Origin of the sequence: Actinomyces capricornis (assembly GCF_019974135.1) — a bacterium.
GTDB lineage: Bacteria > Actinomycetota > Actinomycetes > Actinomycetales > Actinomycetaceae > Actinomyces > Actinomyces capricornis.
Map to the genome: position 1 here is coordinate 1,377,604 of NZ_AP025017.1, position 23,041 is coordinate 1,400,644.

At 67.3% G+C, this 23,041-nt stretch carries 20 protein-coding genes and 2 tRNA genes; 9 read left to right on the forward strand and 13 right to left on the reverse strand.

Annotated features, from left to right (window positions below; translation table 11 throughout):
* Positions 1 to 43: 43 nt before the first annotated feature.
* From MANAM107_RS05545 to dnaA, 11 genes are all read right to left on the reverse strand, one after another.
* Complete coding sequence (locus MANAM107_RS05545) at positions 44 to 223, reverse strand: hypothetical protein (RefSeq protein WP_223912169.1); 180 nt, start codon at positions 221 to 223, stop codon at positions 44 to 46.
* Between the two features lie 538 nt (positions 224 to 761).
* Positions 762 to 837 (reverse strand) — tRNA-Ala (locus tag MANAM107_RS05550).
* 27 nt (positions 838 to 864) lie between these two features.
* Positions 865 to 999: a DLW-39 family protein gene (locus MANAM107_RS05555; RefSeq protein ID WP_218929242.1), complete on the reverse strand. Its 135-nt coding sequence runs from the start codon at positions 997 to 999 to the stop codon at positions 865 to 867.
* Positions 1,000 to 1,028: 29 nt separating this feature from the next.
* A tRNA-Ile gene (locus MANAM107_RS05560) sits at positions 1,029 to 1,102 on the reverse strand.
* Positions 1,103 to 1,150: 48 nt separating this feature from the next.
* Complete coding sequence (locus tag MANAM107_RS05565) at positions 1,151 to 1,645, reverse strand: DUF3566 domain-containing protein (RefSeq protein ID WP_179900620.1); 495 nt, start codon at positions 1,643 to 1,645, stop codon at positions 1,151 to 1,153.
* Positions 1,642 to 4,320, reverse strand: coding sequence for a DNA gyrase subunit A (gene gyrA, locus MANAM107_RS05570; protein WP_223912172.1), 2,679 nt, complete (start codon positions 4,318 to 4,320; stop codon positions 1,642 to 1,644). Before gyrA ends, MANAM107_RS05565 begins: the two co-directional genes overlap by 4 nt.
* A gap of 53 nt (positions 4,321 to 4,373) precedes the next feature.
* Positions 4,374 to 6,404: a DNA topoisomerase (ATP-hydrolyzing) subunit B gene (gene gyrB / locus MANAM107_RS05575; protein ID WP_223912175.1), complete on the reverse strand. Its 2,031-nt coding sequence runs from the start codon at positions 6,402 to 6,404 to the stop codon at positions 4,374 to 4,376.
* A gap of 383 nt (positions 6,405 to 6,787) precedes the next feature.
* On the reverse strand, positions 6,788 to 7,486 hold the full coding sequence (locus tag MANAM107_RS05580; protein WP_223912178.1) for a DciA family protein: 699 nt from the start codon (positions 7,484 to 7,486) through the stop codon (positions 6,788 to 6,790).
* Complete coding sequence (gene recF, locus MANAM107_RS05585; RefSeq protein ID WP_223912193.1) at positions 7,479 to 8,705, reverse strand: DNA replication/repair protein RecF; 1,227 nt, start codon at positions 8,703 to 8,705, stop codon at positions 7,479 to 7,481. Before recF ends, MANAM107_RS05580 begins: the two co-directional genes overlap by 8 nt.
* 30 nt (positions 8,706 to 8,735) lie before the next feature.
* On the reverse strand, positions 8,736 to 9,863 hold the full coding sequence (gene dnaN, locus MANAM107_RS05590) for a DNA polymerase III subunit beta (RefSeq protein ID WP_179900616.1): 1,128 nt from the start codon (positions 9,861 to 9,863) through the stop codon (positions 8,736 to 8,738).
* Between the two features lie 513 nt (positions 9,864 to 10,376).
* Positions 10,377 to 12,098, reverse strand: coding sequence for a chromosomal replication initiator protein DnaA (gene dnaA / locus MANAM107_RS05595; RefSeq protein WP_223912196.1), 1,722 nt, complete (start codon positions 12,096 to 12,098; stop codon positions 10,377 to 10,379).
* A 548-nt stretch (positions 12,099 to 12,646) separates the two neighbouring features.
* On the opposite strand from dnaA, the gene rpmH reads away from it, so the two are divergent.
* The 8 genes from rpmH to MANAM107_RS05635 all read left to right on the forward strand — a co-directional run bounded on the left by rpmH (position 12,647) and on the right by MANAM107_RS05635 (position 18,548).
* Entirely contained in the window at positions 12,647 to 12,784 is a 138-nt protein-coding gene (gene rpmH, locus MANAM107_RS05600) for a 50S ribosomal protein L34 (protein ID WP_026426261.1), read from the forward strand.
* A gap of 1 nt (position 12,785) precedes the next feature.
* The gene (rnpA, locus tag MANAM107_RS05605; RefSeq protein ID WP_223912200.1) at positions 12,786 to 13,154 is read left to right on the forward strand and encodes a ribonuclease P protein component; all 369 of its coding nucleotides are present in this window, start codon (positions 12,786 to 12,788) and stop codon (positions 13,152 to 13,154) included.
* Positions 13,151 to 13,441: a membrane protein insertion efficiency factor YidD gene (gene yidD, locus MANAM107_RS05610; protein WP_223912205.1), complete on the forward strand. Its 291-nt coding sequence runs from the start codon at positions 13,151 to 13,153 to the stop codon at positions 13,439 to 13,441. Before rnpA ends, yidD begins: the two co-directional genes overlap by 4 nt.
* 62 nt (positions 13,442 to 13,503) lie before the next feature.
* Complete coding sequence (gene yidC / locus MANAM107_RS05615) at positions 13,504 to 14,700, forward strand: membrane protein insertase YidC (protein WP_223912209.1); 1,197 nt, start codon at positions 13,504 to 13,506, stop codon at positions 14,698 to 14,700.
* 55 nt (positions 14,701 to 14,755) lie between these two features.
* Entirely contained in the window at positions 14,756 to 15,376 is a 621-nt protein-coding gene (locus tag MANAM107_RS05620) for a Jag family protein (RefSeq protein ID WP_223912213.1), read from the forward strand.
* Between the two features lie 36 nt (positions 15,377 to 15,412).
* Positions 15,413 to 16,012, forward strand: coding sequence for a 16S rRNA (guanine(527)-N(7))-methyltransferase RsmG (rsmG, locus tag MANAM107_RS05625; protein WP_223912881.1), 600 nt, complete (start codon positions 15,413 to 15,415; stop codon positions 16,010 to 16,012).
* A 101-nt stretch (positions 16,013 to 16,113) separates the two neighbouring features.
* A complete protein-coding gene (locus MANAM107_RS05630; RefSeq protein WP_223912218.1) occupies positions 16,114 to 17,019 on the forward strand; it encodes a ParA family protein in 906 nt (301 codons plus the stop codon).
* Positions 17,019 to 18,548 carry a ParB/RepB/Spo0J family partition protein gene (locus MANAM107_RS05635; RefSeq protein WP_223912223.1) on the forward strand — a complete coding sequence of 510 codons (1,530 nt, stop codon included), beginning with the start codon at positions 17,019 to 17,021 and terminating at the stop codon, positions 18,546 to 18,548. The genes MANAM107_RS05630 and MANAM107_RS05635 overlap by 1 nt, the downstream gene beginning before the upstream one ends.
* Before the next feature lie 2,146 nt (positions 18,549 to 20,694).
* On the opposite strand, the gene MANAM107_RS05640 is transcribed toward MANAM107_RS05635, so the two are convergent.
* Complete coding sequence (locus MANAM107_RS05640) at positions 20,695 to 21,306, reverse strand: MerR family transcriptional regulator (protein WP_223912226.1); 612 nt, start codon at positions 21,304 to 21,306, stop codon at positions 20,695 to 20,697.
* On the opposite strand from MANAM107_RS05640, the gene MANAM107_RS13235 reads away from it, so the two are divergent.
* Positions 21,229 to 21,879 (forward strand): MBL fold metallo-hydrolase, encoded by a 651-nt coding sequence (locus MANAM107_RS13235; RefSeq protein ID WP_223912891.1) that lies wholly within the window; start codon positions 21,229 to 21,231, stop codon positions 21,877 to 21,879. The two genes, MANAM107_RS05640 and MANAM107_RS13235, sit on opposite strands and share 78 nt — an antisense overlap.
* Positions 21,880 to 22,077: 198 nt before the next feature.
* Here the strand turns inward: MANAM107_RS13235 and MANAM107_RS05650 are convergent, their stop codons facing one another.
* A complete protein-coding gene (locus tag MANAM107_RS05650; RefSeq protein WP_223912229.1) occupies positions 22,078 to 23,037 on the reverse strand; it encodes a D-alanine--D-alanine ligase family protein in 960 nt (319 codons plus the stop codon).
* Positions 23,038 to 23,041: the final 4 nt, after the last annotated feature.

Consider the following 23,041-nt stretch of genomic DNA (forward strand, 5'->3'; position numbering starts at 1 on the left):
CTGCGGTGGCAGGCCATGGCTGCGTGGCCATCGGGCCGTCGCCTCAGCGCCGTGCGATGGCGATACCTAAGGCAACGATGCCGATCGCGAGGCTGATGCCCCACAGGCTCCAGGTGATGACGTATGAGGAGGTGCCCACCGACGACTGGGTGGTGACGCGCAGGATGCCGCCAATGGAGGTGATGACGGCCAGGACGGCCAGTGAGAAGGCGATACGATTCATCCGAGTTTCCCTTTCCGAGAGGAAATTCTCGGCACCCGGGGTTGGAGGTACGCCGTCGCCCTCTACCTCCGTCCCTTTTCTCTGCTTATGGCCAGAATTAAAGAAAACCGCCACTCCGGGGCCGTAGATCAGATGAATCCTTGCAATTGCCCCGAAGGACAGCGGCGCCCCGCGATCGCGACCAAACGGCTTGGTTTAATGTCAGCCATAGTCCTTGCGGTGCTATGCCTCGCCTCTGCGGAATCCGAGGGCCGGCAGGGATCCGAGGACCGGAGGCAAGGCCCCGTAGAGTAGCGGGGCCGCCGCCACCTCAGCCTGGGCCTCCAGCGGGTTGGCCCCCTCTCCCCGAGCTCCTACCATGGCGCCTATCCCGCAACGGCCCGCTGGCTGACTCGGTTGTCGCTGGGTCACTCGCATCACGCTGGCTCAAATGACGCTGTGTGGTTCAGCAGAATGCGGGTCACCCAGCGAAACGCGGATAGGCCAGCGAGAAATAATGAGCCGATGAGCCAGGCGCACTCCTCTTCCAGCGCCTTCATGGTGGAGCCAACGGGACTCGAACCCGTAACCCCCTGCTTGCAAAGCAGGTGCGCTACCAATTGCGCCATGGCCCCGAGGGGTTCCCCGGAGGGAGCCGGGCCTCAGTCCACCGGATCGGTGACCTCAGCCCAGGCCGCCCGCTCCATGCGGGCCGCCTCAAACCTCAGCCACGCGGCATAGCCGGTCGCGGCCAGGAATGAGAAAACCGCGGCTGTCACGACCATCCGGTTCCGCATGAAACCTCCTACCGTGTCACCGCGGGCGGTGGGCCTAGCTGGACTCGAACCAGCGACCTCATCCTTATCAGGGATGCGCTCTAACCAACTGAGCTATAGGCCCTTGCGACCAGAGGAGACTATCCCACACCCTCCCCGTTGGCCAAATCCACTACTCGTCCGCCAGCGTGAGATGAATCCCACCGACAAGAGTGGCCGTGATGTTGTAGAGGAAGGCACCGATCGTCGTCAGCGCCGTCATGAGCACGATGTTGACCACCGCGATGATCGTCGCCATCGCCATGGCCTGCGGCAGCGCCAGGTAGGCCACCAGCGCCTTGAAGGCGTTGGACTCCTCACCGGCGACCTTGCCCACCAGGCCCTCGATGTTGGAGAAGACGTGCATGGCGTCGAGCATGAACCACACGAAGGCGGTGGCCACGATCATCATGATCCCCGCGGCGAAGCTGAGCAGGAAGGCCGCCTTCATCACCGACCAGGGATCGATGCGGGTCAGCGCCAGGCGCACCCGCCTGGGGCCGGCAATGGTCTTCTTGGGCTTCTTGACCTGGCCCGTCCCCGAGCCGACCGCGTCCGCGATGGACTCGGAGGACCCAGACTGCTGGGACGTCCCGCCGCTGGGCGGGATGGACAACGGTTGGCTCATGCCTCGACCTCACTCTCCTCGGCGACCAACGCTACCGCACTCTCCTGCGAGACGTCAGAGGGCCCGGTCTCCTCCGGCTCCTGCGCCGCCTCCTGCGGTGTACCCCCAACCGACCCCGCCTCCTGGGCCTCAGCGGCTTGACCGGTGGTGCGGTCCTCCACCAGCTCCCGCTCGGCATTGCGGGCCACCGCGATGATGTGATCGCCCTCATCGGGCTTGGCGAAGGTCACTCCCTGCGTGGCCCGGCCGGTGCGCGAGACCTCGGCAACGGCCGAGCGCACCACCTTGCCCGAGGCCATGATGCACAGGACCTCGTCCTTGCCCGTGACCATGAGGGCGCCCACGAGGTCGCCGCGGGACTCCACCAGATTGGCGACCTTGACCCCCAGCCCGCCACGGCCCTTGATGGGGTAGTCGACCACATTCGTGCGCTTGGCGTAGCCGCCCTCGGTGACCACGAACAGATCGGCCTCCTGCCAGGTGGGGTCGACCACGTCCATGGCCAGCAGCGAGTCCCCCTCCCGGAAGCGCATGCCGGTGACGCCGCTGGTGGCGCGACCGGTGGGCCGCAGGGTCTCATCATCGGCGTGGAAGCGCAGGGACTGGCCGTGACGGGAGACCAGGAGCAGGTCCTGGCCCTCGCTCAGCAGCGCGGCCGAGACCAGCTCATCGGGGTTTCCCTGCGCGTCCTGGCGCAGGTTGATGGCGATGACGCCGCCGGAGCGATTGGAGTTGTAGTCGCTCAGGCGGGTCTTCTTCACCAGTCCGCGCCGCGTGGCCAGCACCAGGTAGTCGGCCTGGTCGTAGTCCTGGAGCTCCATCACCTGGGCGATCTGCTCACCGGGCTGGAAGGCCAGGAGGTTGGCCACGTGCTGGCCCTTGGAGTCGCGGCCGCCCTCGGGCAGCTCATAGGCCTTGGCCCGGTAGACGCGGCCCAGGTTGGTGAAGAACAGCAGCCAGCGGTGGGTGGTGGTGACGAAGAAGTGGTCGACGACGTCGTCCTCGCGCAGGGCGGCGCCCCGGATGCCCTTGCCGCCCCGGTGCTGGGAGCGGTAGGAGTCGGTGCGGGTGCGCTTGGCGTAGCCCGAGCGGGTGATGGTCACCACCACGTCCTCCTCGGGGATGAGGTCCTCCATGCTCATCTCGCCGTCGAAGGGAACGATCCGGGTGCGGCGCTCATCCCCGAACTTCTCGACGATCTCCGCCAGCTCGGTGGAGACGATGCCGCGCTGGCGCTCGGGGCTGGCGATGATGTCGCGCAGGTCGGCCACGCGCTCGCGCAGCTCCTCCGATTCCTGCTGAATCTTCAACCTCTCCAGGGCGGCCAGGCGCCGCAGCTGGAGGGAGAGGATGGCCTCGGCCTGGGCCTCATCGACATCAAGCAGGCCCATAAGGCCGCTGCGGGCCTCCTCGGTGGTGGGGGACCTGCGGATGAGGGCGATGACGGCGTCCAGCGCATCGATGGCCTTGAGCAGGCCCTCGAGGATGTGGAGGCGCTCCTCGGCCTTGCGCAGGCGGAAGCGGGAGCGTCGCACGATGACATCGATCTGGTGGGACACCCAGTGGCGCACGAAGCCGTCCAGGCTCAGAGTGCGCGGCACACCGTCGACCAGCGCCAGCATGTTGGCGGGGAAGTTGTCCTGCAGCTGGGTGCGCTTGTAGAGGTTGTTGAGCACCACCTTGGCCACGGCGTCGCGCTTGAGGACGATGACCAGCCTCTGGCCGGTGCGCCCGGAGGTCTCATCCCGGATATCGGCGATGCCGGTGACCTGCCCATCGCGCACGAGCTGGGCGATCTTGTCGGCCAGGTTGTCGGGATTGACCTGGTAGGGAAGCTCGGTGACCACCAGGCACTGGCGCCCCTGGATCTCCTCGACATTGACCACCGCGCGCTGGGTGATCGATCCCCGCCCTGTGCGGTAGGCGTCCTCAATACCGCGACGCCCCAGGATGGTGGCCCCCGTGGGGAAGTCCGGCCCGGGGATCCGCTCGATAAGGGCCTCCAGGAGCTCCTCGCGGGAGGCCTCGGGGTTCTCCAGGTACCACTGCACGCCGTTGGCGACCTCGCGCAGGTTGTGCGGCGGGATGCGGGTGGCCATGCCCACCGCGATGCCCTCCGAGCCGTTGACCAGGAGATTGGGGAAGCGGGCCGGCAGGATGACCGGCTCCTGGTTCTTCCCGTCGTAGTTGTCCTGGAAGTCGACGCTGTCCTCGTCGATGTCCCGGACCATCTCCATGGCCAGGGGCGCCATCTTGCACTCGGTATACCGCGGGGCCGCCGGGCCCAGGTTGCCGGGGGTGCCGAAGTTGCCCTGCCCGGCCACCAGCGGGTAGCGCAGGGACCACCACTGGACCAGTCGGGCCAGGGCGTCGTAGATGGCGACATCGCCGTGGGGGTGGTAGTTGCCCATGACGTCCCCGACGATGCGCGAGGACTTGGAGAAGGAGGCACTGGGCCGGTAGCCGCCGTCGTACATGGCGTACAGGACGCGGCGGTGGACCGGCTTGAGGCCGTCGCGCACGTCGGGCAGGGCGCGCCCGACGATGACACTCATGGCGTAGTCGAGGTAGGAGCGCTGCATCTCCATCTGGAGGTCCACCGGCTGGATGCGCTCGGGGGCCACCACATCGGTCAGGCCCTCGTTGCCGATGATCTGTTCAACGTCGTCGCTCACAGTCTTCCTTCGTGCTCAAGATTGCGCAGGGCTGCTCGGGGTCGCTCAGTCACTCAGATGTCCAGGAAGCGCACGTCGGAGGCGTTGCGCTGGATGAAGGAGCGGCGCTGCTCGACGTCGTCGCCCATGAGGATGGAGAAGGTCTCGTCGGCGTCGGCGGCCTCATCGAGGGTGACCTGCTTGAGGATGCGGGTGGTGGGGTCCATGGTGGTCTCCCACAGCTCGTGGTCGTTCATCTCGCCCAGCCCCTTGTAGCGCTGGATCCCGCCGTCCTTGGGCAGGCGGCGCCCGGCCTCGGTCCCGGCCCTGAGCAGCTTGTCCCGCTCGGCGTCGGAGTAGGCGAACTCGTGCTCGCTGTTGGACCACTTGAGGCGGTACAGGGGCGGCATGGCGATGTAGATGTGCCCGTTCTCCACCAGCGGCCGCATGTAGCGGAACAGGAGGGTCAGCAGGAGGGTGGCGATGTGCTGGCCGTCGACGTCGGCATCGGCCATGATGACGATCTTGCCGTAGCGCAGCTTGGACAGGTCGAAGTCCTCACCGATGCCGGTGCCAAAGGCGGTGATGAGGGAGCGGATCGTGTCCGAGGACAGGGCCCGGTCCAGGCGCGCCTTCTCCACGTTGAGGATCTTGCCGCGGATCGGCATGATCGCCTGGTGCTCGGGGTCGCGCCCGCCCACGGCCGAGCCGCCGGCGGAGTCGCCCTCGACGATGAAGATCTCGCAGTCCTCGGCCACACGCGAGGAGCAGTCACGCAGCTTGCCGGGCATGGAGGCCGACTCCAGCACGCCCTTGCGGCGGGTGGCCTCACGGGCCTTGCGGGCGGCCAGGCGGGCGGCGGCGGCCTGGGTGGCCTTGTTGATGACCGCCTTGGCATCCGCGGGGTGGGAGTCCAGCCAGTCGCCCAGCTGGGAGTAGACGGTCTGCTGGACGAAGGTGCGCGCCTCGGTGTTGCCGAGCTTGGTCTTGGTCTGGCCCTCGAACTGCGGCTCGGAGAGCTTGACGGAGATGACGGCGGTCAGCCCCTCGCGGATGTCGTCGCCGGTGAGGTTGTCGTCCCTGTCCTTGAGCAGGCCCTTGTCGCGGGCGTACTTGTTGACCAGGGTGGTCAGGGCCGTGCGGAAGCCCTCCTCGTGGGTGCCGCCCTCGGTGGTGTTGATGGTGTTGGCGTAGGTGTGGACCGACTCGGAGTAGGCGCTGGTCCACTGCATCGCGATCTCCAGGCTGATGCCGTGGGTCTCATCCAGGGCCTGCTCGGCCTCGAAGTCGATGATCTCGGGGTGGATGAGCTCGCTCTTCTTGGACTTGTTGAGGAACTCCACGTAATCGCGCAGGCCGTGCTCGTAGCAGTAGCTGACCTGGCGGTGGCCCACCACCGGGTCGTCGGCCGGCCCTGCCTCGTCCCCGGTGATCTCGTCACCGGCGTCCTGCACCCCGGCGCGCTCGTCGGTCAGGGTGATGCGCAGGCCCTTGTTGAGGAAGGCCATCTGCTGGAAGCGACGGCGCAGGGTCTCGTAGTCGAAGTCGACCGTCTCGAAGATCGAGGAGTCGGGGTAGAAGGTCTGGGTGGTGCCGGTCTCATCGGTCTGCTCGCCCTTGACCAGCTCGGTGACCGGCTTGCCGCCCTGGGCGAAGGACATGCGCCAGACGTGGCCCTGGCGCCGCACCTCGGTGTCCACCCGGGTGGACAGGGCGTTGACCACGGAGATGCCCACGCCGTGCAGGCCCCCGGAGACGGCGTAGCCGCCACCGCCGAACTTGCCCCCGGCGTGCAGGATCGTCATGACGACCTCGACGGTGGGGCGCTTCTCGGTGGGATGCTCATCGACCGGGATGCCGCGGCCGTTGTCGACCACGCGCACGCCCCCGTCGTCCAGGAGCGTGACCATGATGTGGTCGCAGTAGCCGGCCAGGGCCTCATCCACCGAGTTGTCGACCACCTCGTAGACGAGGTGGTGGAGCCCGCGCTCACCGGTGGAGCCGATGTACATGCCGGGGCGCTTGCGCACCGCCTCCAGCCCTTCCAGGACGGTGATGTCCGAGGCTCCGTAGTCGTTGGCCGCAGTGGCGTCCTGGTCAGACACGTGTCAGTTGCTCCTCGTTCGTGTGCGTCATGGCCCCGCGAAGGCCCTCAGCCGATCCTGTGTGGTCCGATGTCCCCGTAGGGCGTCCTCTCGCGCCGGTCCTGGGAGGGATCTCGCTCTCGTGTAGGTGGGTACTGTCGGACGGTCCTGAGCGCACCATGGGCGGTTTCAACGCATTCTAGCCTAGTCAGGCCTCATCGCCGCCCGATCGCGCCCCGCGGGGACGTGCCCGTCATCACCCTGATCACGCCCCCATCACAATTGTCCCGGGTTGATCCCAAGTCTCGGCGCCGATGGGGGATCGTCATGCTCGACGACGGCGCGGGGCGCTCCGCCACCCACGCCAGCACCCGGGCCGCCAGGGTCTTCCTCTCGGGCGGACCTCACCCATAGGTGTCTCGCGGCCCGCGCGCACCGCGAAGGCCCACCCCGCGGCGCTTCCAGGAGGGGCCGGCAGGGCCCAGGATGCGCATCTCGATCGGCCGACTGCCCGCGGCGCCGGCCACCCGGGGGGCACCGGGAGCCCCGCGCATGGCCTGGGCCACCGTGGCCTCCAGTGAGGGCTGGATGAGGCGCAGCTGCTGGGCCCAGCTGGAGGAGGAGGCGCGCAGAGTGATGCGTCCGGCCTCGAAGGACTCGACGGTGCAGTGCTCGGCGATCTGAGGCCCCACGATCTCCTCCCACCTGGCCACCACCGAGGCGGCGGCCAGCTTGCCGCCCCAGCCCCGGTCCTCCACCATGCGGCCCAGCTCGCGCTGGCCGGTGCGCGGGTCGAAGCGCGTGGGCCCGGGCCGGTCCCGCCCACGGGGCAGTCCCGGACCGCGATCATGGGGATCCTCCTCATCCTCACCCAGGGCCCGGGCACGCTCGCGCCGCTGGTCCCAGGGCGCGGGGGCCCCGGCGTCCTGCTCCGCTCCGCGCCGGGAGGGGGCGCGCCCCTGACCGGACTCCCAGGCGAGGCGCTGGGCGCGCACCAGGGTCCGCTCAGCCAGCGCATCGACCTGCTGGTCCACCGACCAGTCCCACCGGGCCGCACCCTCGGCCCGCTGGGGCTCGCCGGCTCCCCGCGATGCCTCAGCCACGGGTCACCTCCCCGCCCTCAACACGGAATCGCGCCCCGCTGAGCTCCTCGGGCACGTCCTGGTCGACGGCGGCGGTCAACAGCACCTGCTGGGCGCCGCTGACCATGGTGGCCAGGGCCCGCCGACGGCGCTGATCCAGGGAGGCGAAGACGTCGTCGAGGATGAGCACGGGCTCGCCGTCTCCGCCGTAGGCCTCCAGGTCGTGACGCAGCATGTTGTAGGAGGCCAGCCGCAGGGCCAGGGCCAGGGACCACTGCTCACCGTGCGAGGCGAAGCCCCGCGCCGGCAGTCCCCCCAGGAACAGGGCGAGGTCGTCGCGGTGCGCACCCACCAGGTTGGCACCGCGCTCGATCTCCCGGGTGTGGAGGGCGCTCATGGCCGCCTCAAGGCGGGCGGCGGTGGCCGCCGCGTCGGCGAGCCCCGCCTCGCCCTGGCACCAGGCCTGCTCATCGCGCGGGTCGGGCTCCGGGGCGCCGTCGTGGATGAGCAGGCTGGAGCGGTAGGCCAGCTGAGCGCCGGAGGCGTGCCCCGAGACCTGCGAGACCTCCTCGTAGGCGGCCTCGACCCAGGGGCGCAGCCGCGAGAGCACCTCGATCCGTGCGGCGATGAGGCGGGAGGCGGCCGCGGCGAGCTGGGCGTCCCAGACCTCCAGGGTCGAGAGCATGGAGGACCTCGCGGCCCCCGAGGAGCGCGAGGCGCGGGCGGACTTCAGCAGGCTGGCCCGCTGGGCCAGGATCTTGTCGTGCTCGGCGCGCACGGCGGCCAGGCCGGGGCGCATCATCACCGCCAGATCGTCCAGGAAGCGACGTCGCAGGCCGGGCTCCTCGCGCACCAGCGCCAGGTCCTCGGGGGCGAAGACGACGGTGCGCAGCACTCCCACCAGGTCCCGGGGGCGACAGGATCCGCGGTTGAGGCGGGCGCGATTGGCCCGGCCCGCGATGATCTCGATCTCGACGACGGTGGGCCGCTGCCCGTGGATGGTCTTGGCGCGCACCACCGCCCCGGCGGGCTGGGGCTCACCGGGCCGGGCTCGGCGCACCAGGGCGGTGTCGGCGCCCACCCGGTGAGAGGACAGGGTCGCCAGGTAGGCGATGGCCTCCACCAGGTTCGTCTTGCCCTGGCCATTGGCCCCGATGAAGGCCGTGGGGCCCGCCTCCAGGGACAGCACGAGCCTGCGGTAGGAGCGGAAGTCGTCCAGCGACAGGTCGGAGACGAACACGCAGGGGACCCGGGTCGGCCAGGGCTGCGCTCAGGCCCCGAAGCGGATGGGCATGATGAGGTAGCGGAAGCTCTCATCCTCCTGCCCGCCGATGGACTCCACCCCGGTGAGCACGGCCGGCTTGGAGGCGTGGGTGAAGTCGAACCTCACGTAGGGCTGGGTCAGGGCGCCCAGGCCGTCGACCAGGTAGGTGGGGTTGAAGGCGGTGGTGATGTCCTCACCGTCGAGATGGGCGACGAGCTGCTCGGAGGCCTGGGCGTCGTCGCCCTGACCGGCGTCGAGCTCGAGGCTGCCCTCGGTGAAGCTCATGTGGATGGGGGTGGAGCGGTCCGCCACCAGGCTCACGCGCCGTACTGCTGCGATGAGCTCCTCGCGACCCACGGTGGCGTGGATGGTGGTGGTCTCGGGGAAGAGGCGGCGCACGGGCGGGTAGTCGCCGTCGGTGAGCAGGGAGGTGGTGCGCCGCCCACCGGCCTGGAATCCGATGAGGCTGGAGGCCTGCGAGGACTCGGTCAGGGCCAGGGTGACCTCGCCCGAGGAGGTCAGCGACTTGGCGACATCGGACAGGGTGCGGGCCTTGAGCAGGGCGCTGGTGCTCAGCTCCTGGCTCGGGGACCAGGTCATCTCCCGCAGGGCCAGGCGGTAGCGGTCGGTGGCCATGAGCACCAGGGAGGATCCCTCGACCTCCATCTGCACGCTGGTCAGCAGCGGCAGGGTCTCGTCCCGAGAGGCGGCGATGGAGACCTGCGCGACCGCCTGGGCCAGGTCATGGGCGTCGATGGTTCCGGCGACCGGCGGCATCGCGGGCAGTGCCGGGTAGTCATCGGCAGCCATGGCAGCCAGGGAGAAATGGGCGGATCCGCAGGTCACTGCCATCTTGGTTCCGTCGAGCTCCAGGTCCACCGGCTTGTTAGGCAGGGCCTTGGCGATGTCGGCCAGCAGGCGTCCTGAGACCAGGACCACGCCCTCCTCCTCGACGTCGGCGGCGACCTCGCAGTGGGCGGAGACCTCATAGTCGAAGGAGGCCAGGATGAGGGTGGAACCGGTCGCCTCCAAGCGCACCCCTGCCAGGACGGGTACCGGCGGGCGGGCGGGCACCGAGCGGGCGGTCCAGGTGACGGCCTCGGCAAGGATGTCGCGATCGACCCTGAGCTTCACGATGAGTGCCTCCGTTGGTGGTGGGTGTGGGCCATGGTCCGCATGGCCATCACGGATCTCGCATGGGCGCTGCTCGTGGGAGCGCGCACACGACACCAGGAGTGTAGTCGCAAACCACATCGCACGGGGAGGCGCGCACGGCGCGGACCACCAGGACGCCCGGGACCCGGCCTTCGCGCCCGGCTACGTCGGCGGTGCTCATCGCGCCATGTACTTTGGTCTGTAGGAGTAGTAGCACGTGTGGATTGTGGGGAGAAGCCCGGTTTGCCCCGGTATCCCGCCAAGAGCGCTGTGGAACGACATATGCGTGGTTCGGTTGGCCGGCGGAGGCTCCAGTGGACAGCAGTGAATGACAGTCATGTCATTCCACAGCGGTGCGCCGGTGCCCCACAGGCGGGCCCCGGGATGTCCACCGCGGCTCCCCAGTGCCCTCCACAGCGTCCCCGCGGGGCGGCGCCCGGGCCCCGCGGCCGGCCTTCCGGGGTCGGCGGGCCCGATGAGGGCAGGCGGGACTCAGGGCTGGGGCGCCTGGGCGGCCTGCTTGATGCGGCTGGTCAGCTCGGTGACCTGGTTGAAGGTGGAGCGGCGCTCGGCCATGAGGGTGCGGATCTTCTTGTCCGCGCTCATGACGGTGGTGTGGTCGCGGCCGCCGAACTCCCGGCCGATCTTGGGCAGGGACAGGTCGGTCAGCTCCCGGCACAGGTACATCGCCACGTGCCGGGCCGAGACGATCGTGCGCGAGCGGTTGGCCGAGCACAGGTCGTCGATGGTGATGCCGAAGTAGTCCGCGGTCTGGGCCATGATGAGGGAGGTGGTGATCTCCTGGCCCTCGGGGTCGGAGATGATGTCCTTGAGGACCATCTCGGCCAGTGTCTGGTCCACCGGTTGCTTGTTGAGCGAGGCGAAGGCCGTCACGCGGATGAGGGCGCCCTCCAGCTCGCGGATGTTGGTGGTCACCCGTGAGGCGATGTACTCCAGCACATCCAGGGGCAGGTCCAGGCCCTCGGCGGTGCCCTTGCGCGAGAGGATCGCGATGCGGGTCTCCAGGTCCGGGGGCTGGACGTCGGCGAGCAGCCCCCACTCGAAGCGCGAGCGCAGGCGCTCGTCCAGGCCTCCCAGGGCCTTGGGCGGCTGGTCGGAGGTCAGGACCACCTGCTTGCCCGAGGAGTGCAGGGAGTTGAAGGTGTGGAAGAACTCCTCGAGGGTGGACTCCTTGCCCTGGAGGAACTGGATGTCGTCGACCAGGAGGATGTCGACCTCGCGGTAGCGGCGCTTGAAGCCCTCCATGCGCCCGTCGTCCTGGTTGCCGTCGCGCACGCAGGCGATGAAGTCGGAGACGAAGACCTCGGAGTTGACGTACTTGACCCGGATCCCGGGGTTGAGGGTCCGGGCGTAGTGGCCGATGGCGTGCAGCAGGTGGGTCTTGCCCAGGCCCGAGCCCCCGTAGATGAACAGGGGGTTGTAGGCGCGGGCCGGGGCCTCGGCCACCGCCAGGGCGGTGGCGTGGGCGAAGCGGTTGGATGAGCCGGTGACGTAGGTGTCGAAGGTGTAGCGCGGGTTGAGCTGGGAGGCGCCGTCGACGGCCGTGGGGCTCAGAAGGCCCGAGGACAGTCCTGAGGACAGCATCGAGGGCGCACCTGCCGAGGGAGAGGAGGCTGCCGAGGGCATTGCCGGTGGCATGGGGGCCGGGGTGTGCTCGCCCACCGTCCCGGGGCTGGGGGCGCCCATGGGGACGGCGCCCGGGTGGGCGCCGGTGAGGGCGCCGGCCTGGGCCTGGATGGGGGCCTGGACGGGCGGGGCCGACGTGGCGGAGGGGAAGGAGCCGTAACCGCTGACTGCCGAGGGAGAGGAGGGGGTCTGGTCGGGGGCCTGGCCCAGGGCGGGCGGTGCGGGCAGGTTGACCGGGGGGCCGGACATGGGCTCGGGAGCCATGGCGCCGGGGGGCGGCAGCGGTTGGAGGCTGGGGGGGCGCAGGGAGGCCTCCGAGGAGGTGTCGATGGTCACCTCGATGGGCATGGGCTGACCCCACACCTGGGCGATGGCAGTGCTGATCGGTCCGCGGGCCTGCTCGACGATGTCCTTGGCGAAGGCGGATCCGACCACCAGGACGAGGGTGCCGTCGACGTCGATGAGGTGGGTCATGCGGATCATGGACATCTTGCCCTGACCCAGCTCGCCGGAGGCTGAGAGGACCTCCAGGGCTGAGAGCCACTGGGTGTTGGCGGCGTCGGGCACGATCGGCTCCTCGTGGGGCAATGGATGTGGACAGGTGTGGACAGTACCGTTCGGTCGGGCGCTGGCCGGGTCATCCATGATGAAGGCTCTCCACAGACTTGTCCACATCTGGGGACACTTGTGAGCCCTTGTCCACAGCACTGTGGATGCGGTGCCCGCGATGAGCGTGCCGAGTGGGTCGCCCGCTGTGAATGACAAGAATGGCGCAGGTGGGAGCGGTTCCTGCGTCCACAGGTCCACAGGCCTGTGGGCGGGGGTTGGTCACAATGCGTCCCGGCTGTGGAGGGATACCCCCATGCTCCTCCACCGGATGGGGACAACCCGTGGAGGAATGGGGAGCCGTGCTGCCGGGTGCTGCGGGGCGTGGCTAGCGTGGCTGGGACCTCACCCGGCATGGGTCACATTCGTTTGACCCTGCGGGAAGGCGAAACGTATTGTGGTGCGGACGTTCGCGCGGAGTCAGGTCCCGGTCCATGGGGCAGCCGTGCGAGCGACAGCCCGCGATCCTTGTGACGCGCTGTTCCGATCACCCAAGCAGGAGTACACCCGTGAGCAAGCGGACCTATCAGCCGAACAACCGTCGTCGTGCCAAGGTGCACGGCTTCCGCAAGCGCATGTCCACCCGTGCCGGCCGGGCCGTTCTCGCCTCGCGCCGCCGCAAGGGCCGCGCTCGTCTCGCCGCCTGAGGTGCTTGACGCGGAGCACCGGCTACTGCGGGGTGAGGACTTCTCCACCGCAGTGCGCACTGGTGCCCGCCGCGGCAGCCGCAGGCTCGTCGTCCACTACTGCGCCGGCGAGTCCGGGGATGAGTCCCCGGCTCTCGTCGGCGTCGTCGTGCCCAAGAAGCAGATTCCCCTGGCCACCCACCGCAACCGGGTCAAGCGCAGGATCCGCGGCGTCATGGCCGCCCGCCTGGCCCGGCTCGAGCCCGGGTCGCGCGTGGTCATCCGGGGGCTGGCGGGAGCCGAGGGCGCCTCGAGCGCCGAGCTCGGGCGGGACATCGATCTCCTGCTGGCGCGCTGCCGCGAACTGGCCCGACAGGGTCGCAAGCGATGAGCGGCCGCATCAGCGCCGCCGTGGGCCGGGCGATCCTCGTGCCCGTGCGCCTCTACCGGCGCTGGATCTCCCCGGCGCTGCCGCCCTGCTGCCGCTACTACCCGAGCTGTTCCACCTACGCGGTTGAGGCCGTGGACCGCCACGGACCCCTCAAAGGGGTCATCCTCTCGGTCTGGCGGCTACTGCGCTGCAATCCCCTGAGCCCCGGTGGTGTCGACCATGTCCCTGACGTTGGCAGGTGGCGCTACCACTATCCCCACGACGTCGCCCGGTTCACCATCCGGTGAGCGGGGGGCCGGTGCTGGCCGGCCAACGGGTCCCAGACCCGCACCATATTCAAGGAGTACAGATGGACAGCTTGCTGTGGCCCCTCAAGGTGGTCGTCGCCTGGGTCATGGTCTATATCCACAAGGGGCTCGTTCTCCTGGGCCTGCCCGACGGGCCGGGAGTGGCCTGGGTGCTGTCGATCATCGGCCTGACGATCGTGGTGCGCATCCTCATCATGCCGCTGTTCGTCAGGCAGATCAGGGCCTCGCGCGGCCTGCAGCTCATGCAGCCCGAGCTCCAGGCGCTCCAGGCCAAGTACAAGGGCAAGAAGGATCCTGAGTCGCAGAAGCGGCAGCAGGAGGAGATGATGGCCCTGTACCGCAAGCACGGGACCAATCCGCTGTCCTCCTGCCTGCCGATGCTGGTGCAGATGCCGATCTTCTTCGCCCTGTTCCGCGTGCTGGCCAGCCTGCAGAATGTGGCGGAGGGCACCTATGCGGGGCACAGCTCCATCGGGCCGCTGACCGCCGAGCTGGCCAGGGATGTCCAGGCCTCCACCGTCTTCGGGGCGAGCCTGTCCTCCTCCTTCATGAATAGCGATGGTCTTCAGGTCAAGATCGTCACGGTCATCATGATCATCATCATGTCGGTGACCCAGTGGTACACCATGGCGCAGCTGAGCATGAAGAACATGCCGGAGTCGACGAAGAACTCCGACAACCCCATGATCCGATCCCAGCGGATCATGATCACGGTCATGCCGATCGTCTTCGCCGTGACCGGCGTCAACTTCCAGATCGGGGTGCTCGTCTACTGGGTGACCTCCAACCTGTGGACCATGGGACAGCAGTTCTTCACCATCCGCAATATGCCGGCCCCGGGCAGTGAGGCCGAGAAGTCCTACCGGGCCCGGGTCAACGCCAAGCGCGCTCGCAAGGGCCTGCCCTCCCTGGAGGAGGAGGAGAGGGCCCAGGCGGCCGCCAAGGCCGAGGCCGAGGGGCGTACCGGGGGCCAGCGCGTCCAGCCCATGAGCAAGAAGCGGCAGAAGCGCGGCTCCACCGCCTCTGAGAGCGCCGCTCAGCGCGACGGCCTCATTGAGGACGCCGACCACGAGGATGACGCTGAGTCCGGCGCCGGAGAGGAGCAGGCCTCATCCGCGGCCTTCGGCGGGCTGACGGAGGAGGAGATCGCCCGACGGCGCTATGAGAGACGCGCCCGGGCCCGTCAGCAGGCGGCCGCCAAGCGCAAGCGCCAGGCCAAGAAGAGGCGTCCGCGCTGAGTGCGCGGGATCGGATTCACAAGACATATCTCCCCACACAGATACGGATGAGCACATGAGTGAGAACACCACGTCCACAGGCTCCAGCACGGTCTCGCGCCTTGAGGAGGAAGGCGAGATCGGCGCCGACTACCTTGAGGAGCTTCTTGATATCGCCGACCTGGGCGGCGATATCGACATCGACGTCGACCACGGCCGCGCCTCCATCGCTGTGGTGGCCTCCGAGGAGGGGGACGAGCGCGAGCTCGAGGACCTCGTGGGTCGTGACGGCGAGGTGCTGGAGGCCGTCCAGGAGTTGACCCGGCTGGCAGTCCAGGCCCGCACTGGGAACCGCTCCCGCCTCATGCTCGACATCAACGGCTACCGTGCCTCGCGGCGCGTGGAGCTGACCAAGGTGGCCCAGGAGGCGGTGACCAAGGTGCTGGCCACCGGGGACGCGGTCTCCCTGGAGCCGATGAATCCCTTTGAGCGCAAGGTCTGCCACGATGTCGTGGCCTCCGCCGGCCTGTACTCCGAGTCCGAGGGCGTCGAGCCGCAGCGCTACGTCGTCGTTCTTCCGGCGGAGGAGGCGCCCGAGACCGGGCAGACTGCTGAGGAGGCGGCGCCGAGTGCCGCCTCGGGCGAGGACGCCGCAGGTGCCTCGAGCGCGCCGAGCCAGGACCAGGAGCAGGACTGAGTGGAGCAGACCCAGGTCGAGCAGCCCACGGAGGAGATGCGCCAGCTCTTCGGGCTGGCCTTCGCCGGCGCGGAGCGGTATGCCCGAATGCTCCAGGAGGAGGGCGAGCTGCGCGGTCTGCTGGGTCCGCGTGAGCTGCCGCGCCTGTGGACCCGCCATATCGTCAACTCCGCGGCGGTGGTGCCCTTCCTGCCCTCGCGGGGGACGGTGGCCGATGTCGGCTCAGGGGCCGGCTTCCCGGGGATCGTCGTGGCGCTGCTGCGGCCTGACCTGGAGATCACCCTCATCGAGACGATGGAGCGCCGGGCCGAGTGGCTGGGCGAGGTGGTTGATGAGTTGGGTCTGGACAATGTCACGCTCCGGCGTGCTCGGGCTGAGGAGGTCAAGGAGCGCTATGACGCGGTGACGGCTCGGGCGGTGGCGAACCTGTCCAAGCTGGTGCGCCTCACCTCTGGACTCCTGCGCCCCGGCGGGGCCCTCCTGGCCCTCAAGGGCGCGAAGGCTGAGACCGAGGTCAAGGATGCGGTCTACGTCATAAAGAAGCATAAGTTATCAAAGGCCGTTATTCATGAGGTTGTTACGCCTGGTGATGAGGTGACGATGATCGTCGAGGTTCGCCGCCCGAAGAAGGCTTGAGGCACAACGGAGTGCTATCGCGTGGCTTCCTGCGTCCTCGCGTAGACTGCTGATGCCTGGCTGGCTCCAGCCGTCGGGCAGTCGTCCCAGGAGGAGCAGGTTTGTCTGGATCGTCTATTTTCGATCAGCTCCAGGCCGATCACATCGCCCTTGATGAGGTGGCCGAGGAGGGTTATCCGCGTCCGGGGCACACACGCATCATAGCGGTTGCGAACCAGAAGGGCGGCGTGGGTAAGACCTCCACGGCCGTCAATCTCGCTGCAGCACTGGCGGAAGGTGGCCTGAACGTCCTGCTCATCGACGCCGATTCTCAGGGCAATGCATCGACGGCGCTCGGGGTTCAGCACGGGGAGGAGCACGCCTCGATCTACGATGTCCTCGTCGACGGCGTGGCCATCCAGGATGTGGTGACGCACACCCGTTTCAATGACACTCTCCTGTGCGTACCGGCCACCATCGACGTCGCCGCGGTGGAGATCGAGCTCATCGACACCCCACAGCGCGAATCCCGACTGCGCTACGCGCTCAACGACTACCTCGCGTCACGTGAAACACAGGGGCTGCCGCGACTGGACTATATCGTCATCGACTGCCCGCCGAGCCTGGGCATCATGACGATCAACGCCTTCGTCGCGGCGGCCGAGGTCCTCATCCCCATGCAGGCGGAGTACTACGCTCTTGAGGGACTCGCCCTGCTGACGCGATCGATCGACAGGATTGCGCGCATCCACAACCCAGAGCTGGGCGTCTCTATGATCGTGCTGACCATGTTCGACGGACGCACCACCTTGGCGAGGGAGGTGGAGTCCGAGGTGCGCAGTTACTTCCCGCACGCGACCCTGGAGACCAAGGTGCCTCGCTCGATCCGGGTTGCTGAGGCCCCCTCTTTCGGCGCTCCGGTGGTGTTCTGGGATCCGCGCTCCTCGGGTGCGGTGGCATACAAGAAGATGGCTCATGAGGTGGCCCTGCGAGGAGCACCCGTGGTCAAGGAAGGCGAGGAGGCCTGATGGCACAGAAAAGGCGCGGTCTGGGACGCGGTCTGGAGGCGCTCATTCCCGACTCCCAGAAGGAGACCGTGAGTGCTCGTCGTCCCTCCGACGTCTTCTTCCCCGACTCCCGCTCCCGTGATACGGATGGTGCGGTGAGTACCGCGCCTGATCAGGAGGTTCGGGCCGGGCAGGAAGAGGGGAGCTCCAGGCCGACGAAGGAGGACCGCCCGAGCGGGAACGACCTCTCCACGCTGCTCACCCCGCCCAAGCGGGCACGCGGAGCGCGCTCCCGCAAGGCGGCGACTGAGAGCACGGCGAGCTCGAGTGCGACGGCCTCCTCCCGACGCGGCGGCGCCAAGAAGACCTCGGTTTCACGTGGAACCAGGACAACGGCGCAGAAGGCTCCGGCGTCGGCTGAGGAGAAGGCTCCTCAAGCGGCCTCTCAACGCATCGAGGCGGATACCCCGACCGTGCAGGACCCTGTGCCTTCACCCGGGCCACGCCACTCCTCCACCGCGCCAGTGAGGGAGCCACAGCCGGTGGAAGCCGGGGAGGACCCAGCCTCTCAGGAGAGCGCGCCCGTAGTGGAGCCGTCGGAGGGTGAGGATGCTCTTGAGTCTCATGCCCTCGACGCAGCGGTGGCCGGCGAGGTTTCACGTGAAACAGCCTCTGAGAACATTGAGGATTCCGGCCCTGCTCAGGAGGAGGCTCTGGTCCCGGTCCCCGGTGCGAGTTTCGCCGAGTTGCCGGTGGAACTCATTCACCCCAATCCTCGCCAGCCCCGGCAGGTCTTCGACGAGGATGATATCGCCGAGCTTGCGGCGTCGATCAAGGAGGTCGGTCTTCTCCAGCCGATCGTCGTCCGGCTCGCTCCGGATGCTACGGCTGATGAGCCGAGTTACGAGCTCATCATGGGTGAGCGTCGTCTTCGGGCATCCAAGGAAGCGGGGATGGAGACCATTCCCGCCGTCGTGCGCGACACTGACGACGTCGACCTGCTGAGGGACGCTCTTCTGGAGAACCTGCACCGGGTGCAGCTCAATCCCCTGGAAGAGGCAGCGGCGTACCAGCAGTTGCTGGAGGACTTCCACTGCACGCATGCTGAGCTCTCCGAGCGGATTGCTCGATCCCGCTCTCAGATCTCCAACACGCTGAGGCTCATGAAGCTGCCGCCTCTGGTGCAGCGGCGATTGGCGGCTGGCGTCCTGTCTGCAGGGCATGCCCGTGCCCTTCTGGGCCTGTCCAACGCTGCGGTGATGGAGCGGATGGCTCAGAGGATCGTTGCCGAAGGGCTGTCCGTGAGGGCGACGGAGGAGCTCGTAGCGCTCCAGGATGAGCCCGAGGGTGGAATGCCATCCAAGACACTCAGGGCTCGTAGCACTCCACTTCCCGCGCTGTCGACTCGTCTTTCCGACACCTTCGATACCCGGGTCAAGGTGACACGGGGAGCGAAGAAGGGGCGGATCACGATCGAGTTCGCCGGCGAGGAGGACCTCGCCCGCATCGTCGACGCCCTCGCTCCGGGGACCTCCCTGGAGGAGGAGTAGGCACGGATCGACAGAAAGGACTGATAGAGGGGCTCGGCGGCGGATGCTGCCGGGCCCCTCTTGCCTTCGACAGCAGTCCTGACGAGATGTTTCACGTGAAACACGGCGCCATGCCCGTCGCCGATGCTCGGCAGTGAGGAGCGTTGACCGCGGAAGAGCTCTTTGTGCCCGGGGATCCTATGCGCCATGACCTTGTGGACCGGACATGAGCGTATCGATGGGGTCGACGTGCACATCAGCCGACCTGCATGACGGAACCGGCGGGTGTGATGTGGGAGTGCACGTCGGTGCCGCCTCTGCAGAGTGGTCGGTGCTGCTGGATACGTCGCCTACTGCTGCGCGAAGGCGCTTTCACATCACTAGGACCTGCATCGGCCTGAAGGCAGTGCAGGTGCGCCAAGAGTTTTACGAGAATGATGCAGCGATAGCCGCAAGGCGATCGCTGCGATGAGCTGAGCGTGTCGGAACGCTTCGCTTGGAGTGGGGTGGCAAGGATGGCAGCGGTGAGGATGAGATCCGCCGGTCCGGTTTCACGTGAAACCATAGAGGTGACGATGTCGGTGCGCGAGTCGGATACTGCGCACCCGCCGCATTCCTGTCCTCACTGCAGGAGAAGTCTCGGTCCCGCTCTCAGCGATGATCATCGCGACCGGCGTCGACGCTTACTTCGTGGCGACCGCTCCGGCTTCCGGAAGCTTGCGCCGCATCCCTCGAGGAGGACCACATGAGCCATCGGCACGCATCCTTCCGCGACGAGCACTAGCCCGCCGCGATATGAGCCGCGGGCGATCAAGGAGTTCATGTTTCACGTGAAACAGCCCCTCTCCCGCTGCATGATTGCCCCTGCTCCTTGGCCAGGACGGCCCCGATGACCGTCGTGGTGGAGCTCTGTGAGATGAGTACTGCGGCGAAGGACAGCCCTGACAGTACGGAGATGGAGCGTGTGCGCCCAGAGACAATGCTGGCACTGATACAGCCGGTGTATCGAGGTCATCGTAAGGCGGTTCGAGATGGGCATGGGTCTTTGCGGACGCCAGGGCGCTTCTGCGGCAGTGTCTCCTGCCGCTTTGAGATCGACTCGCGACAACTCCCAGTTCGTGCCTGGTAGGCCTCTGCCGGTATCCAAAGACACCTCAGGATGACGCGGCGAAGCGCGTCGTGATGGGAGAGTCATCGTCACTGTGTTTCACGTGAAACACAGCGGAGATCCCGTGCCGAGTGTGCTGTCCCAGCAGGCACAGTCCCGTCTGGGAGGTAGTGCGGGAGTATCCACATGGATCGTCGGTAGGACTTCTTCCGAGCGTCGCATCGTGGAGCGGCACCGCGGATCGCGGCGCTACCTGGAGCGCTCACTTCGACATCTCCATTGCCTATGCCGAAGAGGAACCGCAGTCGCATGCGATGCCCTGTCATGGTTCCACCCTCTGGAGTAGGGCGGCCCTGGTGAAGGAGGAGAGGAGGGTAGATGGGATGGGGGGCAGGGACGGGGCCGTTCTCCGATCGATCCTGTGGTTCCACGTGAAACCACCCTCCTCCCGGAGACTCTAGGATGAGAGGCTGCCATGCATGAGCGGGCTCCAGGACGATATGGAGGAGTCGAGGCCCCGCGCGGGAACTGCTCGTATCAGGCCCGCGCCCCACTCTCGCGGCCTCGTTGATGCCGGTCGGATCAAGAGATGACTGTGCAGGGCCGGACCCTCTCCGCCCCATCCGTCCCAGCGTCTGGCTATCATCCGTCGATACAGTGCGAGCAACCGGAGATACGAGGCAGAGCCCGCCTCTCCTGATGGCGGCTCCTGTCTTTTCTTTGGTGGGCCTACCGGCCTGAGTATGCGGATGGGAACGGGCCGAGGCTCTCCTGCGTCCTGCTTCCTGTCGCCATGGCCATGGGCCGGCCAAGAATCGGCCGCTCCGGTACCGAGGTGTTGAGGGAGTGCAGGTGCGTGTCACGTGAAACGAAGACAGCCTGGCTGATCTCTAAGAAACGTGATCGAGGTATGCCGCCCGGTTGGTTTCACGTGAAACAGGGATCCGGCTCTCTTGAGGCATGGCGATGGCGGCCTGTCCAACGGCTGCCGTTTCACGTGAAACAAGCACGATGCGGCGGGTACGGACGACGACACTGCTGTCTCGTCCTGCCAGGATCTCAGACAGAGGGCCCGCCGTAGGGGCAGTGACCGCCGCCATCATCAGTGGCCAGTCGGCGGGAGATGTCCGATGCCGAGCGCAAGAGCTCTTGAGCACGGCTGATGAGCTGGTCATGATGAGAACGAAGAAGCTCTACCCGCCTGGAGGCAGTGCCTTCAAGAAAGGTCCGCATCTGCGCCAACGATAGGCCCAGAGTCTGCCCCTCCCTGATTCTTCTCCCGACCGCGATGTCATCATCGGAGTATCTGCGATAACCCAGCGCATCCCTTGAAGGGCGAATGACGCCCTCATCCTCCCAGTGGCGCAGAACATGCGGTGCTACCCCAACAAGTGCCGCCGCGTCGCCGATGGACTTGCCTTGAGGTCGACCTGAAGCGGAATCCTTGCGCTCATGATCATTCACGAACTCAATTGTGCCAGTCTTCACCCCCTCTCCCAGCGCCTGGTCAACGGTTATGGCACACTCCTTCGACGTGCGCGGCTGGTGTGCCGTTGCCTTCTTGTCTCCACTGATGGCCAATCCTGGACCCTCATCGACTCCGGCCTCGGAACCCAGGACTGCACCGAAGGTGAGCGGCGCCTTGGTACGCGGTTCGTCAGGCTGACTCACCCTGCCTTGGATTCACGTGAAACAGCGCGAGCACAGGTCGAAGCTCTGGGCATCGAGCCGGAGGCGGTCGAGAGCATCGTCCTCACTCATCTCGACGTAGATCATGCCGGTGGTCTTGCGGACTTCCCGTGGGCGATGGTGCATCTCTCCCGACAGCAGTACGACCTGCTGGATGCGCGCGCTTATCCTCAGTTCCAGCGGAGGCTTGTGACGAAGCAGTGGGATCACGATCCACACTGGAATCCGATCGAGTTGACAGAGCGATACCGCGGCGCAGCCTATGCGTCAGTCTCTCGGGGCATCGGCCTCGTCTCTCTTCCCGGGCATCTGCCTGGTCATTGCGGCGTGCTCGTTTCTTGTGACCATCGGGCCGATCTCATTCATGCGGGCGACGCCTTCTTCTCCTTCAGTACCCTCGAAGGAGAGCCCGCTCCCATTGGTCTCCGGATGTTCGAACGGATGACGAGAAGCGAGGACGCACAGGTGTGGAGGAGGAGCCGGCGATGGCTCCAGGAGCGACACCGAGAGGGTATCGAGGTCGTGTGTGCGCACGGGCTCCGGAGGACTCGGTGAACTTGTGATTCCAGGTCGCGTGTTTCACGTGAAACAGCGAACGAGATGGATTCACGTGAAACAGAGAGCGCCCTCCTCCCACGCATCCTCCCCGGAACGGAGGAGAGCCGCTCCGATCACAGGGCGGCCATCCCGTGCGCCCAGAGAGCAGTAGTGGCCCGCATATGCGATATGCGGGCCACTACGTCGCATGAAGCACTACGGACAGACGGCTGGGTTCCTCACGAGCGCCTCGTAGAGCAAGGGAAGATCACCGTCGGCCTCAGCGGCCATGGGCAAGAGCGAGTTCTCGGTCATGCCTGGCACCACATTGACGTCGATGAACCACGGCGTGTTGTCTGCGTCCAGAATGAGATCGGTGCGCGAGATGTTCCCCAGTCCCAGCGTCCGATGAACGGTGAGAGCCGTCTCCTGGACCAGGTCCAGCTGCTCAGCGCTCAGGCGCGCAGGAACGAAGTACTCGGAGCGCCCGGGGTTGTAGCGGGCATCGAAGTCGTACTGACCCTCGGAGACGACCTCCACCGGCGGCAGAGCCCGGGGCCCCTCTCCCGTGTCCACCACGGATACGGCGATCTCCGCCCCTGGGACGTAGCGCTCGATGAGTGCGCGCTCATCGTAGGAGAAGCAGGCCACCATGGCGGAGCGCAACTCGTCGGCATCCGAGGCGAAGGAGACCCCGAGCCCGGAACCGCCCTGGTTGGGCTTGACCACGACCGGCAATCCCAGGTGCCCGGCCACGAGTCCAAGCACCTCCTGCGCCCCCAACTGGCTGAAATAGGCGCGCGGAAGAGTGACCGAGTCAGGAGACAGGACGCCGCCGGTGCGCACCGTCGCCTTGGCCGTGGGCTTGAACGAGGCGCGCTGGCAGCCATCCGAATGGCTCCCCACGTAGGGCAGCTCCAGAGCAATGAGGATGTTCTGCAGCCCTCCATCCTCCCCGTGGCCGCCATGGGCGAGTGGCCAGACGACATCGGGGCTGTAGGCGCGCAGCGCCCCGATGGTCCGCGCATCGATATCCAGGACCAGGACGGAGTGGCCCAGATGCTTGAGGACCTGGGCCACGCGATGCCCGGAGCGAAGGGAGATGTCCCGCTCGTGGCTCAGACCCCCCGCGAGGAGGGCGATGCGCAGGGGCTCCTTGGAAACATGCTCGTTCATGGTC

Coding starts and splice junctions, on each gene's coding strand:
- MANAM107_RS05545 (WP_223912169.1), bottom strand. CDS start 223: ATGAATCGTATCGCCTTCTCACTGGCCGTCCTGGCCGTCATCACCTCC.
- MANAM107_RS05555 (WP_218929242.1), bottom strand. CDS start 999: ATGCGGAACCGGATGGTCGTGACAGCCGCGGTTTTCTCATTCCTGGCC.
- MANAM107_RS05565 (WP_179900620.1), bottom strand. CDS start 1,645: ATGAGCCAACCGTTGTCCATCCCGCCCAGCGGCGGGACGTCCCAGCAG.
- yidD (WP_223912205.1), top strand. CDS start 13,151: ATGAGCGGCCGCATCAGCGCCGCCGTGGGCCGGGCGATCCTCGTGCCC.
- yidC (WP_223912209.1), top strand. CDS start 13,504: ATGGACAGCTTGCTGTGGCCCCTCAAGGTGGTCGTCGCCTGGGTCATG.
- MANAM107_RS05620 (WP_223912213.1), top strand. CDS start 14,756: ATGAGTGAGAACACCACGTCCACAGGCTCCAGCACGGTCTCGCGCCTT.
- rsmG (WP_223912881.1), top strand. CDS start 15,413: ATGCGCCAGCTCTTCGGGCTGGCCTTCGCCGGCGCGGAGCGGTATGCC.
- MANAM107_RS05635 (WP_223912223.1), top strand. CDS start 17,019: ATGGCACAGAAAAGGCGCGGTCTGGGACGCGGTCTGGAGGCGCTCATT.
- MANAM107_RS05650 (WP_223912229.1), bottom strand. CDS start 23,037: ATGAACGAGCATGTTTCCAAGGAGCCCCTGCGCATCGCCCTCCTCGCG.